The organism is Streptomyces sp. NPDC013317 (genome assembly GCF_055563155.1).
In genome coordinates this window covers 33,924-53,691 of record NZ_JBVHDX010000001.1, presented here as the reverse complement: position 1 = coordinate 53,691, position 19,768 = coordinate 33,924, and the positions used below count along the sequence as shown (strand labels likewise).

The 19,768-nt window shown below is 71.6% G+C and carries 20 protein-coding genes; 12 read left to right on the top strand and 8 right to left on the bottom strand.

Going from position 1 to position 19,768, the window contains the following annotated elements; genetic code table 11:
* Positions 1 to 12: 12 nt before the first annotated feature.
* The 4 genes from miaB to ACZ3IJ_RS00215 are packed head-to-tail and all read right to left on the bottom strand — an operon-like array spanning position 13 to position 4,451.
* Entirely contained in the window at positions 13 to 1,533 is a 1,521-nt protein-coding gene (miaB, locus tag ACZ3IJ_RS00230) for a tRNA (N6-isopentenyl adenosine(37)-C2)-methylthiotransferase MiaB (RefSeq protein ID WP_467465377.1), read from the bottom strand.
* Between the two features lie 47 nt (positions 1,534 to 1,580).
* A complete protein-coding gene (locus ACZ3IJ_RS00225; protein WP_467465376.1) occupies positions 1,581 to 2,264 on the bottom strand; it encodes a HisA/HisF-related TIM barrel protein in 684 nt (227 codons plus the stop codon).
* A complete protein-coding gene (gene pdxA, locus ACZ3IJ_RS00220) occupies positions 2,236 to 3,270 on the bottom strand; it encodes a 4-hydroxythreonine-4-phosphate dehydrogenase PdxA (RefSeq protein WP_467465375.1) in 1,035 nt (344 codons plus the stop codon). The genes ACZ3IJ_RS00225 and pdxA overlap by 29 nt, the downstream gene beginning before the upstream one ends.
* Entirely contained in the window at positions 3,267 to 4,451 is a 1,185-nt protein-coding gene (locus tag ACZ3IJ_RS00215) for a four-carbon acid sugar kinase family protein (protein ID WP_467465374.1), read from the bottom strand. The genes pdxA and ACZ3IJ_RS00215 overlap by 4 nt, the downstream gene beginning before the upstream one ends.
* A gap of 163 nt (positions 4,452 to 4,614) precedes the next feature.
* Between ACZ3IJ_RS00215 and ACZ3IJ_RS00210 the strand changes: the two genes are divergently transcribed.
* A complete protein-coding gene (locus tag ACZ3IJ_RS00210; RefSeq protein WP_467465373.1) occupies positions 4,615 to 5,574 on the top strand; it encodes a LysR family transcriptional regulator in 960 nt (319 codons plus the stop codon).
* A 120-nt stretch (positions 5,575 to 5,694) separates the two neighbouring features.
* Positions 5,695 to 6,693, top strand: a complete 999-nt coding sequence (locus ACZ3IJ_RS00205) for a TAXI family TRAP transporter solute-binding subunit (RefSeq protein ID WP_467465372.1) — start codon at positions 5,695 to 5,697, stop codon at positions 6,691 to 6,693.
* A gap of 57 nt (positions 6,694 to 6,750) precedes the next feature.
* On the opposite strand, the gene ACZ3IJ_RS00200 is transcribed toward ACZ3IJ_RS00205, so the two are convergent.
* Complete coding sequence (locus ACZ3IJ_RS00200; RefSeq protein ID WP_467465371.1) at positions 6,751 to 8,148, bottom strand: sensor histidine kinase; 1,398 nt, start codon at positions 8,146 to 8,148, stop codon at positions 6,751 to 6,753.
* Between the two features lie 15 nt (positions 8,149 to 8,163).
* On the bottom strand, positions 8,164 to 8,868 hold the full coding sequence (locus tag ACZ3IJ_RS00195) for a response regulator transcription factor (RefSeq protein ID WP_467465370.1): 705 nt from the start codon (positions 8,866 to 8,868) through the stop codon (positions 8,164 to 8,166).
* Positions 8,869 to 9,131: 263 nt separating this feature from the next.
* On the opposite strand from ACZ3IJ_RS00195, the gene ACZ3IJ_RS00190 reads away from it, so the two are divergent.
* The 8 genes from ACZ3IJ_RS00190 (at position 9,132) to ACZ3IJ_RS00155 (ending at position 15,630) form a co-directional block, all read left to right on the top strand.
* Positions 9,132 to 9,917 (top strand): amino acid ABC transporter ATP-binding protein, encoded by a 786-nt coding sequence (locus tag ACZ3IJ_RS00190; RefSeq protein WP_391801115.1) that lies wholly within the window; start codon positions 9,132 to 9,134, stop codon positions 9,915 to 9,917.
* Between the two features lie 63 nt (positions 9,918 to 9,980).
* Complete coding sequence (locus ACZ3IJ_RS00185; RefSeq protein WP_383311614.1) at positions 9,981 to 10,898, top strand: glutamate ABC transporter substrate-binding protein; 918 nt, start codon at positions 9,981 to 9,983, stop codon at positions 10,896 to 10,898.
* An 88-nt stretch (positions 10,899 to 10,986) separates the two neighbouring features.
* The gene (locus tag ACZ3IJ_RS00180; RefSeq protein ID WP_352192457.1) at positions 10,987 to 11,634 is read left to right on the top strand and encodes an amino acid ABC transporter permease; all 648 of its coding nucleotides are present in this window, start codon (positions 10,987 to 10,989) and stop codon (positions 11,632 to 11,634) included.
* Complete coding sequence (locus ACZ3IJ_RS00175) at positions 11,631 to 12,548, top strand: amino acid ABC transporter permease (protein ID WP_467465369.1); 918 nt, start codon at positions 11,631 to 11,633, stop codon at positions 12,546 to 12,548. Before ACZ3IJ_RS00180 ends, ACZ3IJ_RS00175 begins: the two co-directional genes overlap by 4 nt.
* A 163-nt stretch (positions 12,549 to 12,711) precedes the next feature.
* The gene (locus ACZ3IJ_RS00170) at positions 12,712 to 14,424 is read left to right on the top strand and encodes an FAD-dependent monooxygenase (protein ID WP_467465368.1); all 1,713 of its coding nucleotides are present in this window, start codon (positions 12,712 to 12,714) and stop codon (positions 14,422 to 14,424) included.
* 32 nt (positions 14,425 to 14,456) lie between these two features.
* Positions 14,457 to 14,543, top strand: coding sequence for a putative leader peptide (locus tag ACZ3IJ_RS00165; RefSeq protein ID WP_361441868.1), 87 nt, complete (start codon positions 14,457 to 14,459; stop codon positions 14,541 to 14,543).
* A gap of 143 nt (positions 14,544 to 14,686) precedes the next feature.
* The gene (locus tag ACZ3IJ_RS00160; RefSeq protein WP_467466236.1) at positions 14,687 to 15,208 is read left to right on the top strand and encodes a cupin domain-containing protein; all 522 of its coding nucleotides are present in this window, start codon (positions 14,687 to 14,689) and stop codon (positions 15,206 to 15,208) included.
* Entirely contained in the window at positions 15,205 to 15,630 is a 426-nt protein-coding gene (locus ACZ3IJ_RS00155) for a rhodanese-like domain-containing protein (RefSeq protein WP_467465367.1), read from the top strand. Before ACZ3IJ_RS00160 ends, ACZ3IJ_RS00155 begins: the two co-directional genes overlap by 4 nt.
* 75 nt (positions 15,631 to 15,705) lie before the next feature.
* Here ACZ3IJ_RS00155 and recX read toward each other — a convergent pair whose 3' ends face one another.
* Positions 15,706 to 16,272, bottom strand: coding sequence for a recombination regulator RecX (gene recX / locus ACZ3IJ_RS00150; protein ID WP_467465366.1), 567 nt, complete (start codon positions 16,270 to 16,272; stop codon positions 15,706 to 15,708).
* A gap of 4 nt (positions 16,273 to 16,276) precedes the next feature.
* Complete coding sequence (recA, locus tag ACZ3IJ_RS00145) at positions 16,277 to 17,416, bottom strand: recombinase RecA (RefSeq protein WP_467466234.1); 1,140 nt, start codon at positions 17,414 to 17,416, stop codon at positions 16,277 to 16,279.
* Positions 17,417 to 17,644: 228 nt separating this feature from the next.
* Here recA and ACZ3IJ_RS00140 point away from each other — a divergent pair, with 228 nt between their 5' ends.
* Both ACZ3IJ_RS00140 and ACZ3IJ_RS00135 read left to right on the top strand, forming a co-directional pair.
* Positions 17,645 to 18,871, top strand: a complete 1,227-nt coding sequence (locus ACZ3IJ_RS00140) for a sensor histidine kinase (RefSeq protein WP_467465365.1) — start codon at positions 17,645 to 17,647, stop codon at positions 18,869 to 18,871.
* Entirely contained in the window at positions 18,868 to 19,533 is a 666-nt protein-coding gene (locus tag ACZ3IJ_RS00135) for a response regulator (protein ID WP_467465364.1), read from the top strand. Before ACZ3IJ_RS00140 ends, ACZ3IJ_RS00135 begins: the two co-directional genes overlap by 4 nt.
* The last annotated feature ends 235 nt before the right edge of the window (positions 19,534 to 19,768 follow it).

Genomic DNA, 19,768 nt, shown 5'->3' with positions numbered 1-19,768 from the left:
CGGATGTCGGTGTCAGTGGCTTCCGCAGGCGGGTGCCGCAGCCGCCGGGAGCGGGTCCGGCACACCGATCTTCGGAAGTCCGAGCAGGACGCCCGCGGGCTTCGCGGCGGCCTCGGTGGTGCGCTTCTCCCAGGCGTCGCCGGCGCGGGTCCGGCGGACGGCGGTGGTCGGGCCCTCGGCGAGGAGGTGGTGCGGGGCGGCGTAGGTGATCTCGACGGTCACGACGTCGCCCGGGCGGACCTCCTCGTCCGGCTTCGTGAAGTGGACGAGCCGGTTGTCGGGGGCGCGGCCGGAGAGGCGGTGGGTGGTGCCGTCCTTGCGGCCCTCGCCCTCGGCGACCATGACCTCCAGCGTCCGGCCGACCTGCTTCTTGTTCTCCTCCCAGGAGATCTCCTCCTGGAGCGCGACGAGGCGCTCGTAGCGCGCCTGCACGACGTCCTTCGGGATCTGCCCGTCCATCTCGGCCGCGGGCGTCCCGGGCCGCTTGGAGTACTGGAAGGTGAAGGCGTTGGCGAAACGGGCCTCGCGGACCGTGTGCATCGTCTGCTCGAAGTCCTCCTCCGTCTCGCCGGGGAAGCCCACGATGATGTCGGTGGAGATGGCGGCGTGCGGGATGGCGGCGCGCACCTTCTCGATGATGCCGAGGAAACGCTCCTGCCGGTAGGAGCGGCGCATGGCCCTGAGGACCGTGTCCGAGCCGGACTGCAGCGGCATGTGGAGCTGCGGCATCACGTTCGGGGTCTCGGCCATCGCGGCGATGACGTCGTCCGTGAAGTCGCGGGGGTGCGGCGAGGTGAAGCGGACCCGCTCCAGGCCCTCGATCTCGCCGCAGGCGCGCAGCAGCTTGGAGAAGGCCTCGCGGTCGCCCAGGTCGGAGCCGTACGCGTTGACGTTCTGGCCGAGGAGGGTGATCTCCGAGACGCCCTCGGCCACCAGGGCCTCGATCTCGGCGAGGATGTCGCCGGGGCGGCGGTCCTCCTCCTTGCCGCGCAGCGCGGGGACGATGCAGAACGTACAGGTGTTGTTGCAGCCGACGGAGATCGAGACCCAGGCGGCGTAGGCGGACTCGCGGCGGGTCGGCAGCGTGGAGGGGAAGGCCTCCAGCGACTCCGCGATCTCGATCTGGGCCTCCTCCTGGACGCGGGCTCGCTCCAGGAGGACCGGCAGCTTGCCGATGTTGTGCGTGCCGAAGACGACGTCGACCCAGGGGGCCTTCTTGACGATGGTGTCGCGGTCCTTCTGGGCGAGACAGCCGCCGACGGCGATCTGCATGCCAGGGCGCGAGGTCTTCCTGGGGGCGAGCCGGCCGAGGTTGCCGTAGAGCTTGTTGTCGGCGTTCTCACGGACCGCGCAGGTGTTGAAGACGACGACGTCGGCATCGCCGTCCGAGCCCTCGGGGGCGCGGACGTAGCCGGCGTCCTCCAGCAGACCGGAGAGCCGCTCGGAGTCGTGGACGTTCATCTGGCACCCGTAGGTGCGCACTTCGTAGGTTCGCTGGACGTCCACTGCCTGGCTCCGGTCGCTGCTGGTCATGGAACAAGGGTATGCGGTGCCGGGGACAGCCCCGGCCCTCGCTGCCGCTACGACGGCACGGGGACGCTCCCGGCGGCGTCGAGGGCCTCTGTGAGCTGGGCGGCGAGGGTGCCCGCGTCGGGGCGCAGGGAGCCGTCGAAGGCGGCCGAACCGATGGTGAAGGCGTCGGCTCCGGCGGCTGCCAGGTCCCGTATGCGCTCCCTGCCGCTGATGCCGCCCGCGACGACCAGGCGCCCGGTGGTGGCCGCCCGTGCTGCGCGGACGAGGTCGAGCGGGTCCGCGTCGGTCGCCCGGTAGGCGAGGAGGTCGACGCCCGCGCAGCCTGCGGCCTCGGCCCGGCGGCAGTCCTGGGCGACCCGCTCGGGGCCGCCCGCGAGGCGGGTGGGGTGGTCCACCGGTTCACCCGCGAAGGGGAGGTACTCGATGGCGGTGCCGTCGAGGAGGGCCAGCGTCTCCTCGATCCAGGTGCCTCCCATGAGCCGGTCGACTCCCAGGTCGACGGCCTGCCGGACGGAGGTGAGGGCCTCCTCGCGGGTGGTGCTGACGACTTCGAGGTAGCTGGTGGCCCCGATGTCCTTGATCTGCCGGTGGAGCCGGTCGAGGGTGGAGGCGTCGACCCCGACGTCCTTGAACCCGATGTGGCCGATGCCGAGGCCGCGGACGGTGTCGAGTACGTCGAGGCAGTCCGTGACGGTCCTGTCCTCACGGGTGAGCATGAAGATGAAGTCCACGGGGGTCCTCCGGCTCGGATGCGGATGGTGGTGCCAGCTCGTCCGCGTGGTGCAGGGCGGTGAGCAGGCTGCTGTGGTCGGCGGTGCCGCGACCGGCGAGGTCGAAGGCCGTGCCGTGGTCGACGCTGGTCCGTACGAAGGGCAGTCCGATGGTGATGTTGACGCCGTGCTCCAGGCCCAGGTACTTGACCGGTATGAGCCCCTGGTCGTGGTACTGCGCCACGACGACGTCGAACTCGCCCGCGCGGGCGCGCATGAAGACCGTGTCGGCGGGCCAGGGGCCGCTGGCGTCGATGCCCTCCCGGCGAGCGGCGCGCACGGCCGGTTCGATGATGTCGAGGTCTTCGCGGCCGAAGAGCCCGTGCTCACCGGCGTGCGGGTTGAGTGCGGCGACGGCGATTCGGGGACGGTCGCCCTCCCCGCGTACGGACAGGAGCGTGCGGTGGGTGAGCCGGATGATCTCCAGCTCACGGGTGGGGGTGAGGGAGTCGACCGCCGTGCGCAGGGACTGGTGGACGGTGACCAGGACGACCCGCAGCTCGCCGTTGGCCATCATCATGGCGTAGTCGCCGGTGCCCGAGAGCTCGGCGAGGATCTCGGTGTGGCCGGGGTAGGGCAGACCCGCGTGTCCGAGTGCCTCCTTGTTGATCGGGGCGGTGGTCAGCGCCCGGATCTCGCCCTGGAGGGCGAGCTCCACTCCTCGGCGTACGTAGTGGAACGAGGCGGCGCCGGCGCGGGCGTCAACCGTGCCGAGCGGCAGGTCCGCGGGGAGCGCCCCTACGGGGAGGACGTCCATCACCCCGGGGCTGTGGGCCGCTTCCGTGACGGAGGAGATCGGTCGGAGGGTCAGCCCGGTGCCGGTGACCCGGCAGGCCCGGGCCAGGGTGTCCAGGTCGCCTATGACGACGACCGGAGGGCGGCGCCGGGGGTCGGCGTACGCCTTGACGGTGATCTCGGGGCCGATGCCGCACGGGTCGCCCATGGTGAGGGCGATGGGTCGCGTCATGAGACCGGCGACCCTTCCGCGAGGATGCGGCGGAGGCGGTCGAGCGTGTCGTCGTCGCCGAAGCCGCCGGCCTTGATCAGGACGGGGAGGCGTCGAGAGCCGAGCAGTACGCCCCGTGCCACTCCCGGTTCCGGCTCGTCGACCAGGTCGATACCGCCGGCGCCGAGGGCTTCCAGTACCGTCGCCGCCGTCTCTCCGCCGGTCAGTACGAGCCCGTCGACCAGCCCTTCCGCCACCGATGCGCCCACGGCGGCGGCGAGGTCCCCCGTCAGGGCGTCGGAGGACGCACGGCGCGCGTCGGGGGTGTGGACGGCGAGCACGGGCGCGCCGGATCGGCGCAGGGACTCGACGGCCGCGGCCGGGTCGTCTCCGGCTTCGGCCGCGCCCACGTCTCCGCGCGTACGCAGCCGGTCCAGCTGACGGCGTGAGGCCGGGTGCGCGCTGCCGACCACCACCAACGGGCGCCGGGACACGGGCGGTGCGAGCGCGGGCACGGCGGGGGTACGGGAGTGGTGGGTCGCCAGCGCCGCGGCGAGGCCCGGGGAACCGACCCACAGGACGTCGTGCGGTCGGGGCACGGAGGAGACCAGAAGGTCGAGGTCGGCGTCGGTGACCGCGGAGCAGACGAACACTCCCCCGGAGTCGATGAGCTCCGGCAGCTTCGCGAACTGTTCGGGTTCGAGGAGTTCCGCTTCGGGCAGCAGGCGGGCCAGGTCCGCGGTGCGGACGGGGTGTGTCGGGTCGTGCGCGAATTCCGTCTCGTGCACCGGAACACCCTGGACGTGCTGGATCCCTCCGACCGTCGTCCGGCCCTCGGCGGGGAAGGCCGGTGCGACGACGACGGCCTGGCGGCCCGATCCGGAGTGGGCGGCGCGGATCTCGTCCGCCAGATGGCCCCGGAGCGTGGAGTCGACGGTCTTGATCAGCAGATCGGCGCCCGCGAAGGCGCCCGCGGCCCGCCAGGTCACGGCCACGGCCGTCGCCTCGTCGAGCGTGCGGCTGGCGAGGTCGACGGCGACGACTCCCTCACGGGCCGCGCCGATCACGCCGTCTCGCGACAACAGGACCTGAGCCCGATGCCCCGCCCCGCGGAACGGCGCCGCGCCGTCGCCCGCGCTCGTGAGGTCGTCCGCGAGGACCGCGACGCTCGTCACGAGCTCTGCCGGGGGTTCCCGCCTCATGCCTCGTCCTCCTTCGATTCGTACCGCCGGACCCGGTGCGACGACCGCTCCCGCAACGGCCCGTCGCCCGCGTGACGCGATCGCCACCGACGTCAACCCTGGCGGGCGGAAAGCCGCTGGACAAGCGATTCCTTCTCACTCCACCTGTGAGTAGATTTCACGCATGCGCTGGCCCGACCTTCCCCCGCTGAACTCGCTGCTCCCGTTCGAGGCGACCGTGCGGCACGCGAGCATGACCCGGGCCGCCGAGGAGCTTCACGTGACCCATGGCGCGGTCAGCCGCCAGATCCAGAATCTGGAGAAGTCCCTGGGCGTCACGCTCTTCGAGCGCGCGACCCGCTCCCTGCGGCCGACCGCTCAGGCCCGCCGCCTCGCCGCCGCCGTACGCGACGCGCTCGACCAGGTCGACACCGCGGCCCGGGAGGTGGCACGACGTGAGCGCGGTGGTCCACTCGCCCTGTCCTGCGAGCCGACGCTCCTGATGCGCTGGCTCATTCCCCGGCTGCCGGACCTCGCGAGCCAGGTGCCGGGCCTCACGGTGCATCTGTCGGCGGGCGGCGGGCCCGTCTCCTTCGACCGGGACCCCGTCGACGTCGCCCTGCGGCGCGACGACTTTCCCGTACCGCCGGACGTGTGCCGGTCCCCCCTCTTTCTGGAGCGGATCGGTCCGGTCTGCAGCCCGGACCTGGCCGAGCGTCTCCGCGACGGGCACGGGTTCGCGGGCACGGGCGGGATCGCGGGCGGGGGCGTGGGCGCCGGCGGGACCGGGGTCGCGGGCACAGGCGGGACCGGGGTCGCCGGTGTGACGATCCTGCACGCGAGCACGCGGCCGGGAGCATGGGCCGACTGGCAGCGCCTCACGCGTCGACGCGTCGAACCCGACGGTGAGCAGACCTTCGAGCACTTCTACCTGGCGCTCCAGGCGGCCGTCGCCGGCGTGGGCATGGCCATCGGCCCGTACGCGCTGGTCCACGACGACCTCGTGCGCGGCCAGCTGGTGGCGCCCTTCGGCCTGGTCGAGGACGGCACGGGATACCACCTGCTCAGCCCGCAGCCGCCCGAGCGGGACGAGCGCATCGCCGCGCTGCTCGCGTGGCTGCGCGCCCAGGCGACCGGTCTCTGACGACGAAACCCCCCGTACCCCCCGTGCGGACGGCACGGGCACGCGCGCGTGCAGGCCGACGACCGGCAGCTCGCACGCCGGCCCTGGCCAGAGCGGGGAGGGAACTGGCAGGATCGCGCCATGCTCGCCTCGCTCTCCCGTGTCGTCCGTCGCCGCCTGCTCCAGGTGTCGGCGGCGCTTCTGGTGGTGTGCGGGCTGCTGGTGTGGTGGCTGGTTCCTTTCGGTCCGTCGGACCCGAGTGGCCGGGTCACCTTCAGTACGGGCGTTCCGACCGGCGTCTACCAGCGGTACGGCGAACTCCTGCGGCAGGCACTCGCCACCGATCTGCCGGATGTCTCGATAGCGCTCAAGGACAGCGAGGGCTCCCAGCAGAACCTCGCGCGCCTGGCCTCGGGCGAGGCGGACTTCACCATCGCGACGGCCGACGCCGTGGCCCAGTACCAGCGCGACCGGAAGCCCGGGTTCGAGAGGCTCCGGGGCTCCGCGCGCCTCTACGACGACTACGTCCAGCTCGTCGTCCCCAAGGATTCGCCCGTCCGGTCCGTCGCCGATCTGCGCGGGCTCCGTGTCGGAGTCGGCCAGGAGGGTTCCGGTGTCCGGCTCATCGCCGATCGGGTCCTCGCGGCGGGCGGACTCGCCCCCGACACCGACATCAAGCCGGTCTCGGCCGGCATCGACACGATGCCGGGCCTGCTCGAGAGCGGGAGACTGGACGCGTTCTTCTGGTCCGGCGGTCTGCCCACACAGGCCGTCCAGGCGCTGTCCGAGCGCATGCCTGTGCGGCTGGTCTCGCTTGAGGCGGCCCTGGTGGACACGCTGCACGACGCGGGCGAGTCGACGCGCCACTACCGCTCCGCGGTCATCCCCGCGGACGCCTACAAGCGGGCTCAGGACGGACAGCCGGTGGAGACCGTGGCCGTGGCGAACCTGCTCGTGACGACGGACACGGCGAATTCGGCACTGGTGGAGGGTTTGACCCGTACCGTGATCAGAAGCCGGGACCGGATCGGCGGCCAGGTCCACCCCGCCCAGCTGGTGGACCTGCGCACCGCGATCTACACGGAGCCGCTGTCCCTGCACGAGGGCGCGCGCCGCTACTACCGCTCCGTGAAGCCGTGACCACCGCGCACCGCCGCTCCGCGGGGCCGCGGCCCACCCGGTGAGCGGGCGGCCCCCTCAGCGCCCCTGCGGCCCCGTCCTCGGCACCGTGACCGTCACACGCAGCCCGTGCGGCTCGTTCGGCGCGTAGGCGATCGAGCCGCCGCCCGCCCCGAGCAGGACGTGGGCGATCGACAGACCGAGCCCCGAGCCCTTGATGTTCTGGTGGCGGTTGCTGCGCCAGAAGCGGTCGCCGACCCGGTCGAGCTCCTCCGGCGTGAGCCCCGGGCCCGCGTCCGCCACCACCACCGTGCAGGTGTCGCCCTCGGACGCCACGGCGACCGTGACCTGCTCCCCCTCCGGGGTGAACTTCAGCGCGTTGTCGATCACCGCGTCGAGCGCGCTGGAGAGCGCCACCGGGTCCGCCCAGGCCGTGACCGCGCGCCGCTCGCCCCCGAGCCGTACGCCCTTCTCCTCGGCGAGCGGGCGCCACGCGGCGACCCGCTCGGCCGCGAGCTCCCCGATGTCGGTCAGGCGCAGGTCGGCGGCGGCGTGCTCGGCGAGCGCCAGGCCCAGCAGATCGTCGAGGACCTGGGCGAGCCGCTTGCCCTCGGTACGGACGGAGGCGATCTCCTCGTTGCCCTCGGGGAGTTCCAGAGCGAGCAGCTCGATGCGGAGCAGCAGCGCCGAGAGCGGGTTGCGCAGCTGGTGCGAGGCGTCGGCGACGAAGGCCCGCTGCTGTTCCAGGACGTCTTCGACGTTGTCGGCCATCTCGTTGAACGCGCGCGCCAGACGGCGCAGTTCGGGCGGTCCGCCGGCCTCGGCGACCCGGGACTTCATACGGCCGGTGGCGATGTCGTGGGTGGCCGCGTCCAGGACGCGGACGGGCCGCAGCACCCAGCCGGTGAGCCGGAAGGCGGCGCCGACGGCGAGCAGCATCGCGGCCGACTCCCCGGCCACGATGATCAGCCAGCCGGTGAGGATGCGCGAACGCAGCTGCCCGGTGGGCGAGTCGGTCACCACGACGGCGACGACGTCCCCGTCCCGCACGACCGGGGAGGCGATCGTCAGACGGGCGTCCGGCTGCCACGGCCACACCTGCGGCGGGTCGTGGCTGCGGCGCCCGAGCAGCGCCTCGTTGAAGGCGCGGCGGCCCTCTCCCTCGTAGGGGACGACCCAGTCCTGCGGCGCGGCTGCCATGGCCCGGTTGTCGCGGTAGAAGATGCCGGTCCTGATGCCGTACACGTCGTGGTAGCTGGCGAGTTCACCCCTGAGGGTGGTGCGGCGCTCGTCGACCGTGGGCTCGGACTCGCTGACGAACTGGGCGAGCGCGGCGAACCGCGCCGCGTCGTCGAGCCGGTCGACGACGACGCGCTGCTGCTCGGCCGCGGCGAGGCTGGCGGCGAGCGGGAAGCCGAGGGCGAGCAGCACCCCGGCCATCAGGGCGAGGAGGAGCGGGAGAAGACGCGTGCGCACGTGGGGCCCGGGCGGCTACGCGGCCGGGGCGACCAGGCGGTAGCCGACGCCGCGCACGGTCTCGATCAGGGCGGGCATGGCCAGCTTGGAGCGGAGCGAGGCGACGTGCACCTCGAGCGTGCGGCCGGTCCCCTCCCAGTTGGTGCGCCAGACCTCGCTGATGATCTGCTCGCGCCGGAAGACCACACCGGGCCGTCCGGCGAGCAGGGCCAGCAGGTCGAACTCCTTGCGGGTGAGCTGGACGGGCGCGCCGTCGACGCTGACGCGGCGGGTGGGCAGCTCGATGACGACGGAGCCGAGCCGCAGCGCGGCGTCGTCGCCGGCCGCGCCGCCCTCGTCGCCGCCCGCGTTGCGCCGGCTGACGGCGTGGATACGGGCGAGCAGTTCCCCGGTGTCGTACGGCTTGACCACGTAGTCGTCGGCCCCGAGGTTGAGGCCGTGTATCCGGGACCGTACGTCGGCGCGCGCCGTCACCATGATCACGGGGGTCGTGGTGAGCTTACGGATCCGGCCGCAGACCTGGTAGCCGTCCTGGTCGGGCAGGCCCAGGTCGAGCAGGATCACACCGTACGAGGGGCGCTCGCCGTGCACGGCGGGCAGCACGGCCTGGAGCGCCTCCTCGCCGTTCCGGGCGTGCGTGACCGCGAAGCCGTGCTTCGCCAGGACCGCGGACAGGGCCGCGGCGACATGATCGTCGTCTTCGACGAGCAGGAGTCTCATGGCCCCCCTCCGGTGGCTTCGTGATCGTGTGATGGCTTTCGGTCTACCAGGGCATGAACGCCGATGGTCGGTGTCACAGTCAAGTGTCCCCCTGTGGCGACCGGGTTTCCGTTATGCACCCGGTACGCCGTCGCGCGCCCCGTTCACGCACTGTGTCCGGCCGAGGCCTTATCGTTATCCTCAATTTCCGCTCAGATGTAATGACGCTCGTCGCACCGCGTGCCTAGTGTCCTCCCCAACCGAGGAGGACGGAGCAAAAGCCGATGAGCGGAGTGTCAGTGACCAAGGGCTCGGAAGACGCCGGTACGGCGGCGGGCGACCTGGTCGTACTGTCCAACGTGAACAAGCACTTCGGCGCGCTGCATGTGCTCCAGGACATCGACCTGACGATCGCCCGGGGCGAAGTCGTGGTCGTCATCGGGCCTTCGGGGTCCGGTAAGTCCACACTGTGTCGCACCATCAACCGCCTGGAGACGATCGACTCCGGCACCATCACGATCGACAACCGGCCACTGCCCCAGGAGGGCAAGGAGCTGGCCCGGCTGCGCGCCGACGTCGGCATGGTGTTCCAGTCCTTCAATCTCTTCGCACACAAGACCGTGCTCGAGAACGTGATGCTGGGCCAGATCAAGGTCCGCAAGACGACGAAGGCGCACGCCGAGTCCACGGCCCGCACCCTGCTCGACCGGGTGGGTGTCGGCACCCAGGCGGACAAGTACCCGGCGCAGCTCTCCGGAGGTCAGCAGCAGCGTGTCGCGATCGCGCGTGCGTTGGCGATGGAGCCGAAGGTGATGCTGTTCGACGAGCCGACGTCGGCCCTCGACCCCGAGATGATCAACGAGGTCCTCGAGGTCATGCAGCAGCTGGCGCGCGACGGCATGACGATGGTCGTCGTCACCCACGAGATGGGTTTCGCGCGTTCGGCCGCCAACCGCGTGGTGTTCATGGCGGACGGCAAGATCGTCGAACAGGCCACGCCGGACCAGTTCTTCAGCAACCCGCGCAGCGACCGGGCGAAGGACTTCCTCTCGAAAATCCTCCACCACTGACGACGGTCAGCCTTCATCATTCACCCTGCTGACCAACAACCCACGAACCAAGGGATGTTCACCATGAAGCTCCGCAAGTCCGCGGCCGTGGCCGTCGCCGTGCTCGCGCTCACCGCGACCGCCTGTGGGGGCAAGGAGGGCTCCGCCGGCGACAAGCCCGCCGTGAAGCCCGGCGACTCGAGCGCCCCGCAGCTCCCCAAGTACATCGTCGCCACCGACGTGAAGCTGGAGTCGCCCACCTTCAAGGAGGCGCAGAAGCGCGGCAAGCTGATCATCGGCTCCAAGGCCGACCAGCCGTACCTCGGCTTCGAGGACCAGGCCACCAAGGAGCGGTCCGGCTTCGACGTCGAGATCGCGAAGATGATCGCGGCCGACCTGGGCTTCACCGAGGACAAGATCGAGTGGAAGACCGTCGACTCCAAGCTCCGTGAGACGGCGATCTCGACGGGCCAGGTCGACTACTACGTCGGCACGTACACGATCAACGACAAGCGCAAGGCGCAGGTCGGCTTCGCGGGTCCGTACTACAAGGCCGGCGCCGACCTCCTGGTCCGCAAGGACGAGACCGCGATCACCGGTCCGGAGACCCTCAAGGGCAAGAAGGTCTGCTCCATCACGGGCTCGACCCCGCTGCAGGAGATCAAGAAGCCGCAGTACGGCGCCCAGACCACCGAGCTGGCGAAGTACTCCGACTGCGTGCAGCAGCTGCTCACCAAGCAGGTCGACGCGGTCACCACCGACGACGCGATCCTCAAGGGCTACGCCGCCGCCAACGCCGGCAAGCTCAAGGTCGTCGGCAAGCCGTTCACCGAGGAGCCCTACGGCGTCGGCATGAACAAGGACGACAAGGTCCTGCGCGACAAGATCAGCGACATCCTCGAGAAGTACACCAAGGACGGCACGTACAAGAAGATCTACGAGGCGACCCTGGGTCTCTCCGGCTCCACGTACGTCGAGCCGCCGGCGCTCGTCCGCTACTGATCCTCACCTGAAGTCGAGCGCCCCGTACGGGAGTACGGGGCGCCGCTCCTCCTGCCCGTAAGCCGCTGACAGCCGACGCGGAGACCTCATGAACGTACTGCTCGACCATTTCCCGGAGTTCCGCGACGGCTTCATAGGAACCGTGTCGATCACCGCCGTCAGCTCGGTCATCGCGCTGGTCCTCGGCGTCGTCGTCGCCGGCTTCCGGGTGTCGCCCGTCCCGCCGCTGCGCTTCTTCGGGACCGCCTGGGTCACGCTCCTGCGCAACACCCCGCTGACGCTGCTCTTCCTCGTCTCGTTCTTCGTCGTCCCCGAGATCCTCTTCCCGGGTATGAGCCCCTTCGTGCTCGGCTCGCTCGCGCTGGGCTTCTACACCTCGGCGTTCGTCTGCGAGGCCGTCCGCTCCGGCATCAGCACGGTGCCGCTCGGCCAGGCGGAGGCCGCCCGTTCGCTGGGCATGACCTTCTCGCAGACCCTGCGGATGATCGTGCTGCCGCAGGCCACCCGGACCGTACTGCCGCCGCTGAGCTCGATCTTCATCGCGCTCACCAAGAACTCGGCCATCGCGGGCGCGTTCAGCGTCACCGAACTCTTCGGCTGGCAGACGCTGATGAGCGAGCAGGGTTACGCCATCGGCCCCATCTTCGCCTGGGTGGCCGCCGCGTACCTGGTCGTCACCTTCACCATCAGCGGGATCTTCCGTCTCCTTGAGCGCCGCATGGAGGTCGCCCGATGAGTGCCAGCGTTCTCTACGACTCCCCCGGCCCCAAGGCGCGCGTCCGCAACCGGATCTTCGCCGTCGTGGGCACCCTCGTCATCGTCGCGCTGCTCGCCGTGAGCGTGCTCCGGCTGGCCGACAAGGGTCACCTCGACCCCGCGATGTGGGACATCTTCAACTACGCGGGTATCCGGCAGAACATCGCCGACGCCCTCGTCGCCACCCTCAAGGCCTTCGGCCTCGCGGCGGTCGGCTCGCTCGTCCTCGGTGTCCTGCTCGCCGTCGCCCGGCTCTCCGACCACGCCCCGGTCCGCCTGGTGGCCACCGGATTCATCGAGCTCTTCCGCTCGATCCCGCTGCTGATCACGATCTACGCCGTCTGGGTCGCGTTCCTCACCGACTACTCGATGTGGGCGCTGGCCATCGGCCTGTCGATCTACAACGGCTGTGTCCAGGCCGAGGTCCTGCGCGCCGGCGTGAACGCCGTGCCGAAGGGGCAGCGGGAGGCCGCGTACGCCCTGGGCATGAGCAAGACGCAGGTCATGACGACGGTCCTGATGCCGCAGGCCGTCCGGGCGATGCTGCCGACGATCATCAGCCAGCTGGTGGTCACCCTGAAGGACACCTCCCTCGGCTTCGTCATCCTCTACCCCGAGCTGCTCTACTCGGCCCGGCTGATCGCCTCCAACACGCAGGTCAACGGCCAGTACCCGTACGTCTCCACGATCGTGGTCTTCGGCGCCATCTACATCGCGCTGTGTCTGGCGCTCTCCGCGCTCGCCACCTGGATCGAGAAGCGGGGCCGTCGGGCCAAGACGGGGATCGCCATCCCTGCCGCCAGGGCGGAGGCGATCGTGCTGAGCAGCGACCCCGCGGGCGGCGGCGGTGGCGTGGACGCCGGTCCCGACCGTCCTGGCATCACGAAGAACTGACAGTATGTGACATCATCCGGGGGCAGTGGCGGTCGCGCCGCTGCCCCCGTCGCTTGACGCAAGCACCCGCAATGGGTTGCATACGTTCTGTGATCACGCACCGGGCTCGCGCCACACTTCGCTGTGCTACCCGCATGACCGAACGGCCTTCAGGAGCCGCGCCGTGGACCCGGTGATCATCGTCGGCGCGGGGCCCGTGGGCCTCGCGCTCTCCCTTGCCCTGGCCTCGCAGGGCGTCCCCTCCGTCGTGCTCGACGAGGGCCCCGGCAAGGACGAGCCACGCCCCGCACGGACCGTCGTGCTCCGTGCCGACATGGCCGCGATGGTGGAGCGGCTGGGCTGCGCCACGCTGCGTGACGAGGGAGTCCGCTGGGTCGGTTGGCGCTCTCTGCGCCGGAAGCAACAGATGAGGCACATCGAGCTGAGCCTCGGTCTCGGCGGTACGGAGAGTGACGACGCCGGCCCGGCGGCTCCGCTGCACATCCCCCAGCACGCGCTCGCCCGTGGCCTGCGCGACGCGATCGCCGGGCAGGAGCTGATCAAGCTCGTCGGCGACGCCCGCCTCGACACGATCGAGCAGGACGAGCGCGGCGTCACGGCGCACACCCGTGGCCCCGACTCCGGCGGCAAGGGGACGTGGTGGCGCGGCAGCCACCTGGTCGGCTGCGACGGCGCCCGGTCCACGGTACGCAAACTGCTCTCGATCCGCTTTCCCGGCCGTACGGCGGTGGAGCGGCACGCGGTGGCGGCGCTGCGCGTGGAACTGCCTTGGCCGGGTGAGGCCCTGCTGCACCGTCAGCCGCCGTGGCGGGGCGGCGGCGAGGAGGTCACGGCCCGTCCGCTGCCGGACGGGGTCTGGCGGATCGACTGGCTGCTGCCCCCGCGGGGCGATCTCGTCACACCGGACGCGCTCGTCTCCAGGATCCGGGAGACGCTGGCCGGCTGGTGCGGCGGGGAGACGCCTCCGTACGAGTTGATCGACACCGGTGTCCACACGCTGCACCACCGGCTCGCGCGGCGCTGGCGCGTGGACCGGGTGTTCCTGGCCGGCGACGCGGCCCACCTCCTCGGGGCGGTCGGGACGCAGGGCCTCGACGAGGGGCTCAGGGACGCCGACAACCTGGCCTGGAAGCTCGCGTACGCCTGGCACCACGGGGCCTCGGACACGCTCCTCGACAGTTACCAGAGCGAGCGGCGGGCCGCCGTCGCCTCCCGGCTGCGAGCCGCCGACCAGTCGCTGCCGGTACTGCGCGGTGGCGGAGGGCTGCGGACGTATCTGCCCGGTGGCTCGCGTGGCCACGACACCTTGCTGACGGATGGTCACCTGGGGCGCGGCCCGCTGGGCGCGCCCCCCGCCTACCCGCACTCCCCCCTCGCGCCCCAGGACGCCGGGACATCCCGGAGCGCGGTGGGCACGGGGACCGGCGCGCCGGTCGAGGACGTCCGCGTGACGGCGCCGGACGGCACGACGGTACGGCTCCGGGACCGGCTCGGCCGTGGCCGGCTGCTCGTGGTGCTCGTCGCGCCCGGCACGGGTGTCTGGGACCGTCGGCACTGGATGAGCGCGGGCGTGATGCCGCGGCTCGTGGAGGCGGTGCGGGCCCTGCCGGTGAAGGCGGAGCTGCTGGTCACGGAGGCCTATCCGGGGGCCGTGGCCCACACGGTCCTGCTCGTACGTCCGGACGGGCATCTGGTCGCCTCGTTCCCCGGGGTCCGGCCCGACGAGCTGTACGCGGCGGCGGACGCGACCCGGGGCGGCAAGGCGGAGCCCACGGAGAGCGGCGTCGTCCCGGAGGCGGCGAAGAGCGCCCGTACCGGGGAGAGCGGGGCCGCCTCGCGGACGGCGACGAGCGACCGTACCGCGGACATCAATTGACCCTCACGGGCGCACATGGTGTACTCCGGAGCGTGACCGACACCGATGTGCGCCTGTGGCGGAGGGTCCATATGGATCTCCTCCGTTTCGCGGGCTGCGTGTGTCGCCCGTCCTGCTGAATTCGCCCCCCTTCGCGTGATCTCCGCCGCCGACGCGTTCGGCGCGCCGTGTGACGCGCTTCTCCCGCGAACCCTCAGGACGGTCCCCCGTGCCCCAGCATGTCTCCGCTCCCTCCGGCGCGTCCTCCGACTCCGCCTCCGCGCTGTCGGCCGCGCCCACCGCAGCGTCGGCCCCGCCCACCGCCGCCGATCTACTGGACTTCGTCCGCCGCACGGCGGACGACACCGAGCTGATCGACTCGTTGCCGCTCGACCCCGAGGGCCGTACCTGGGTACGGCTGGAGGGCCCCGGCGGCAGCGAGGCGTGGCTCATCGGGTGGCCGCCCGGCACGGGCACCGGGTGGCACGACCACGCCGAGTCCCAGGGCGCGTTCGCCACGGCGCGGGGAACCCTGACGGAGAACTCCCTCGCGGTGCGGCTGCCTTCGAGTGGCTGGAAGACCCTGGAACTGGCCGACGGCGTCGACCGTGAGCGGCGGTTGCCGGCGGGCAAGGGGCGCGCGTTCGGGCAGCACCATGTGCACGAGGTGCTCAACGGGTCCCGCGACACGCACGCGGTGTCGGTCCACGCGTACTATCCGCCGCTCCCGCTGATCCGGCGCTTCAGCCGGTCGGGCGCGGTGCTCCGTCTTGAGCAGGTCGAGCGTCCGGAGGACTGGCAGTGAGCGAGTACGAGACGGCCGAACGGGTGGGAATCGACGAGCTTCTCGAGCGGGTCAGGTCCGGGCTCGACCGGATCGAGCCGCGCGTGGCCCACGAGGCGTACGAGGCGGGTGACGCGCTTCTGGTGGACACCCGGTACGCGGCGCTGCGTGAGCGGGACGGGGTGATCCCGGGCGCGCTGATCGTGGAGCGCAACGAACTGGAGTGGCGGCTCGACCCGTTGGGCAGCCACCGCGCGCCGGAGGCGGACAGCCACGACCTGCGCGTGGTGGTGTTCTGCAACGAGGGGTACGCGTCCTCGCTGGCGGCGGCCTCGCTGCGGCAGCTGGGCCTGCACCGGGCGACGGACGTGATCGGCGGCTTCCAGGCCTGGAAGGCAGCGGGCCTCCCGGTCGTACGGCCGGACAGCGCGGCAACGGCCTGACCGGTACGCGAACACCGACGCCGACGCCCTCCCGGGCGGCGTGACGTCGGCGCAATTCCCCCGGTGCCGCTCCCGCTAGAAGGGTTCGTCCAGGCCCTCGGCGTCCTCGCCCTCGGCCTCCAGGGCTTGGCGGACGACCCGCAGGGCCATGCCCTCCGGGTAGCCCTTGCGGGCGAGCATGCCCGCGAGCCGTCTCAGCCGGCGGTCCCGCTCGAGGCCACGGGTGGCGCGGAGTTTGCGGTCCACGAGCTCGCGCGCGGTGATCTCCTCCTGCTCGGAGTCCAGTTGCCCCACGGCCTCCTGGATGAGGGAGGCGTCGACGCCCTTGGTGCGCAGCTCGCGGGCGAGGGCGCGGCGGGCGAGCCCGCGCCCGTGGTGCCGGGACTCGACCCAGGCGTCGGCGAACGCGGCGTCGTCGATCAGCCCGACGTCCTCGAAACGCGAGAGGACCTCCTCCGCGACGTCGTCGGGGATCTCGCGCTTGCGCAGGGCGTCGGCGAGCTGCTTGCGGGTACGAGGGGTCCCGGTGAGCAGGCGCAGGCAGATCGCCCGCGCCCGCTCAGCCGGATCCTGGGGCGACAGCTCCTTCTCGGCCCTCGACGAGTCGGCGCTGTCGCCCGGCCATTCGGTGCGACCGGTCACTGGCTCAGCTCTTGGCCGCCGGGGCCTTGGTCGCCTTGGTGGCCTTGGCCGCCGGGGCGGACTTGGCCGTGTCGTCCGCGGCGACCGGCTCCGTGGCACCCGCGGCGTCCGTAGCCGCCTCGGCCGTCTCGGCGCCCGGCCGGACGCCGACGCCCAGCTTCTCCTTGATCTTCCGCTCGATCTCGTTGGCGAGGTCGGGGTTGTCCTTCAGGAAGTTGCGGGCGTTCTCCTTGCCCTGGCCGAGCTGGTCGCCCTCGTACGTGTACCAGGCGCCGGCCTTGCGGACGAAGCCGTGCTCCACGCCCATGTCGATCAGGCCGCCCTCGCGGCTGATGCCCTGGCCGTAGAGGATGTCGAACTCGGCCTGCTTGAAGGGCGGCGCGACCTTGTTCTTGACGACCTTGACGCGGGTGCGGTTGCCGACCGCGTCCGTGCCGTCCTTGAGGGTCTCGATGCGGCGGATGTCCAGGCGCACCGAGGCGTAGAACTTCAGGGCGCGGCCACCGGTCGTGGTCTCCGGCGAGCCGAACATCACGCCGATCTTCTCGCGGAGCTGGTTGATGAAGATCGCGGTGGTCTTGGACTGGTTGAGCGCGCTGGTGATCTTCCGGAGCGCCTGGCTCATCAGCCGGGCCTGGAGACCGACGTGCGAGTCGCCCATCTCGCCCTCGATCTCGGCGCGCGGGACGAGCGCCGCGACGGAGTCGATGACGATGAGGTCGAGGGCGCCGGAGCGGACCAGCATGTCGACGATCTCGAGGGCCTGCTCACCGTTGTCCGGCTGGGACAGGATGAGGTTGTCGATGTCGACGCCGAGCTTCTTCGCGTACTCGGGGTCGAGGGCGTGCTCGGCGTCGACGAAGGCGACCTGACCGCCGGCCTTCTGGGCGTTCGCCACGGCGTGCAGGGTCAGGGTCGTCTTACCGGAGGATTCCGGTCCGTAGATCTCCACGACACGGCCGCGGGGCAGTCCGCCGACGCCGAGCGCGACGTCGAGGGCGGTCGAACCGGTGGAGATCACCTCGATCGGCTCCTGGGTGCGGTCGCCCATGCGCATCACGGCACCCTTGCCGAATTGCCGTTCAATCTGAGCGAGCGCGGCTTCGAGGGCCTTCTCGCGGTCGGTACCTGCCATGGGTTCCACCCGGTTTGCTTGAGTCGATCGCTTCATGTGAAAGACGCTAACCCCTGCCACTGACAATGGGCCCCGACGTCCCTCCGACCTGTGGATAACTCGCCCACAACCCCGCGATTCCAAGGGCCGGAACCCCATAAGAATGGATGTTCGATTTTGGTGTCAAGCGCACCACGCGGGCCCGCGGCCATCCTTCGGCGGGGCCCCGCCGCCCGGCGCCCGCCTATCCTTCCTGGCATGGCCCTCCCCTTCCACGACCGTGGCGGCCGCATGTCCCCGCGGGTCGCCGACGCCGTCGTGGCGCTCGTCGTGACCCTCGTCGTGGTCGTCTGGACGCTGGTGTCCGCCCGGTACTCGAGCGAGCCCGTGAGCCGTACGGTCATCGGCTGGGCGCTGATCGCGGTCGGCTGTGGAGCCCTCGCCTTCCGGCGGCGGGCCCCTGTCACGGTCGCCGTCGTCACCCTCCTCGCCTGCGCGGTCTACTACCCCGCGTCCGCGCAGGACGGTCCGCTGATGATCGCCTTCGCGCTCGCGCTGTACACCACGGCGGCCGAAGGCCGGTTCGCCGCCGCCGTCGCGCTCGCCTCGGTCACGCTGCTCGCCGTCGGGCTCGGCGAGATCCGGCAGGAGGAAGGCCACCGCCAGATCGACGACACCTCGCTCGCGATGCTGGCCGGCTGGCTGATCAGCCTCGTCGCCGTGGGCCGTGCCCAGCGGACCCGGCTCGCCTATCTCCACGAAGTGGAGCAGCGGGCGCTCGCCGCCGAGCGGGAGCAGGAGGCACGGGCCCTGCAGAGCGCCACCGAGGAGCGGCTGCGGATCGCCAGGGAACTGCACGACGTGCTCGGCCACAGCATCTCGCTGATCAACGTGCAGTCGGGCGCCGTGCTGCACCGGCTGAGCAAGAAGCCCGAGCCGGAGGTCGCGCTGGCCGCGGCCGAGGAGGCCCTCGAAGCGGTGAAGGCCACCAGCAAGGACGCGCTGCGCGAGCTCCGCGCCACGCTCGGAGTGCTGCGCCAGGCCGACGAGCCCGCGCCGACCGGACCGACCTCCGGCCTCGCCCTTCTCGGCGAGCTGGTGGAGCGGGCCAGGGGCACGGGGCTCGACGTCCGCACGGAGGTGACCGGCGCCCCCGTACCGCTCGAGCCGCCGGTCGATCTCGCCGCGTACCGGATCGTGCAGGAGTCCCTGACCAACGTGACCCGGCACTCCGGTGCCCGCACGGTCACGGTCGCGCTCGACTGGCGCGCGGACGAGCTGCGCCTTCGCATCGAGGACGGCGGGGAGGGTGCTCCGGAGGAGCGGCCGCTGGGCAGTGGCATCCGGGGCATGGCCGAACGCGCGCGGGCGTTCGGCGGCGAACTGACCGCCCTCAGCACCACCGAGGGTTTCCGGGTCGACGCCCGGCTCCCGATCGGCGCACCCGCGTCGACCACCACCACGTCCGAGGGGGACTCCCGATGATCCGCGTCGTACTCGCCGACGACCAGACACTGGTCCGCGCCGGGTTCCGCTCGATCCTGACCGACGAGGACGACATCGAGGTGGTCGGGGAGGCCGCGGACGGCGAGCAGGCGATCGCCCTCGCCCGCGAACTGCGTCCGGACGTGGTCCTGATGGACATCAGGATGCCGGGGCTCGACGGTCTCGAAGCCACCCGTCGGATCACCGCCGACACCCGCCTCGAAGGCGTCCGGGTGGTCATCCTCACCACCTTCGACGTCGACGACCACGTCTACGGCGCGCTGCGCGCCGGGGCGAGCGGTTTCCTCGTGAAGGACACCGAGCCGATGGAACTGCTCCACGGCGTACGGGTGGTGGCACGCGGCGACGCGCTGATCGCCCCCGCGGTCACCCGCCGGCTCATCGCGGAGTTCGCCGGCCGCTCGAAGCAGCCGGATCCCGGCCCGCGCCTGAACGCCCTCACGGAGCGGGAACGCGAGGTGATGGGCCTGGTCGGGGCGGGGCTCTCCAACGACGAGATCGCCCGGCGCCTCGTCCTCTCCCCGGCCACGGCCAAGACCCATGTCAGCCGGATCATGACCAAGCTGGACGTGCGCGACCGGGCGCAGCTGGTGATCCTGGCGTACGAGTCGGGGATGATCACGCCCGGCTGGCTGGGGTGACGCGCGCCGGCGTCCCCCTAGGGGGCAGCCGCGCGTGGACGCCGCCCCCTTGCGGACGGCCGCGCCTGGGCGCCGCCCTCCAGGGGCAGCCGCGCATGGGCGCCGGCTCCTAAGGGGCACGCCCACCTGGACACCGTCCCCTAGGGGGCACGCGCGCCTGGTCGCAACTCCTGGGGTACACGCGCGTGGGGCGGCGCAACCGCGGGGGTACGCCCACTGACCACCGCCGGGCGAC